This is a genomic window from Kocuria nitroreducens, from assembly GCF_042879195.1.
Classification (GTDB): domain Bacteria; phylum Actinomycetota; class Actinomycetes; order Actinomycetales; family Micrococcaceae; genus Kocuria; species Kocuria nitroreducens.
The window spans coordinates 1-2,070 of sequence record NZ_JBHZTC010000059.1 but is presented as its reverse complement, the minus strand read 5'-3'; the positions used below and the strand labels follow the sequence as shown (position 1 = coordinate 2,070).

2 protein-coding genes are annotated in these 2,070 nt (G+C 64.5%); both read right to left on the bottom strand.

The genetic code is table 11. The features are described from left to right. Positions 1-38: 38 nt before the first annotated feature. Positions 39-374 (bottom strand): hypothetical protein, encoded by a 336-nt coding sequence (locus ACFYE1_RS17305; RefSeq protein ID WP_387745738.1) that lies wholly within the window; start codon positions 372-374, stop codon positions 39-41. 762 nt (positions 375-1,136) lie between these two features. Beyond that, positions 1,137-1,532, bottom strand: a complete 396-nt coding sequence (locus tag ACFYE1_RS17300) for a hypothetical protein (RefSeq protein ID WP_387745735.1) — start codon at positions 1,530-1,532, stop codon at positions 1,137-1,139. Positions 1,533-2,070: the final 538 nt, after the last annotated feature.

Genomic DNA, 2,070 nt, shown 5'->3' with positions numbered 1-2,070 from the left:
ACCCAAGACTAGAAATCGATGAACTGATCCCGATCAGCTCACAAGAAAATCAACGTCGGCGCATCCAGGCTCAGGCGCCCGGACAGATACACGAATGCCTCGGGCAACCCCGCTTCGGCAAAGGCCGCGGCTTCGACCTCATCGAAGGCCACCACCAACCACGTGCCGGGCCAGTCGTAGGTCACGCTCCTCCCATCGGTGGAGTAGGTCTCGAACCCTGACTCGGTCAGGGCCAACTCCTCAAGCCTGGCCCCATCAGAGGCCCGGGTGATGTCGACCGTGACCCCACCGCGGTACTCCACCACGGTGTCCCCCTCGGCGGTGACCAGTGCACGGTATTGGGTGGTGTCGATGTCCCCGATCGAACGCGTCACCTCGGAGCCACACGCCGGGTAAGTCCAAGGGTCCGAAAACGAGGCGGGAAGAGCACGGAACGCCCCATGGGTGCTGGCCGGGGGCCACGGCTGCTCCACCGGTGGCTCGATCGGCGGCTCCACCGGGGACGCAGAGGCGGCAACCGGGGCGAGCAGAGCAAAGCACACGACAGAAGTGGCGGCAAGAAACCGGTGAGGAGTAGGCATGACAGAACCTTTTCTGCTGGGCGCCGAGGGCCTGCACAGGGACCCGCAGCGGAAGCGGGCTACGACCCAGCGGCGAGAACTCAACTGATACTCAAGAACAGGACCCGCCCATCCTCGGACGGTCTTGCGGGAGCGGCCCCAGTGAGGCAACGGACCGCGATCGGGTACTTCGACACGGAACCACCACGGTCATCGGCCGGTCCCGTACCGCCAGTCTCCATCCAGAAAAAGGATGCCCGCCCTGGAGGCGGTGAAGGTCCGATCGTTATGGCCCATCACTCTGAAGCGTCACACGGCTCGAAGGCAACTCTCACAGCAACCCCAGCCGCTGGCCACACCAAAGAACCTGCCCCACACCGCTCCACTCCCACAGAAGAGGACCAGGACGACGACCTCCGTGGTGCCCTGCAGACCAAGGACCGGCACCTGAGAACGACAACCACCGGAAGTGCTCGATTCTCACAACCGAAGTGACTCGCAACCCACACCTTCCGATACGCCCTTCCTCTCGATAAAGGGCCGTTCCACCGCCGTGGCTGGCGGCTCCCTGATCGGCTATGAAGCAGACGCTTCCTCCTCCGCGCTGTCTTGTGCTGCTTGATCGAGCAGGTCGCACAGATCGAAGACGTACTCGGCGGAGTTCTCGGTGATCTCCGCAGCGACCACCTCCGGGACCTCTTGGCCAGGCTCCGGGGTGGACTCAAAGGTCACCGTCTCGGTCAGGCGACCGGAGAGGAAGAGAAACGCCTGCGGCAAGCCCTGCTCGGCGAGGGCCGCCGTTTCGAACTCGTCGAAGGCAACCACCACCGCTGGACCGGGCCGGTCGTAAGTAATCGATGTCCCATCGGCGGAATAGATGTCGAAGGAGGTACCGGAAAGGTCCACCTCATCGAGCATCGCCCCGTCGGATGCCCGGGTGATGTCCGCGGTGGACTCGTCGCGGAACTCCACGACCGTGTCTCCCTCGGCCGTGACCAGGGCCCGGTACTGCCCCGCGTCGACGTCCCCGATAGAAAAGGTCAGCTCGGAGTCGCACGCCGGGACGGTCTGAGGCTCCGAGAAAAAGGAAGGAAGAGGCAGGAACGCCCCGTGAGTGCTGGCCGGGGGCCACTGCTGCTCCACTGGTGGCTCGGACGGTGGCTCCGCCGGGGACGCGGAGGCGGCAACGGGGGCGAGGAGAGCAAAGCAGACGACAGAGGTGGCGGCGAGGAACCGGTGAGTAGTAGGCATGACAGAACCTTTTCTGCTGGGCGCCGAGGGCCTGCACAAGGACCCGCTGCGGAAGCGGTCGCCGGTCCAGCGGCGAGGATTCATCTAGTGCTCAAGGACAAGAACCGCCCCATCCCAGGACGGTCTTGCGGGAACGGTCCGGGCCACGCATCGGACCGCGATCGACTACTTCGACACGGAACCACAGCGGTCAAGTCCATTTGCGTGGTGTAACGCAGTCCCCGCGTGATTCTTGGGGTGGTCAGGCGCTGAGGGCCAG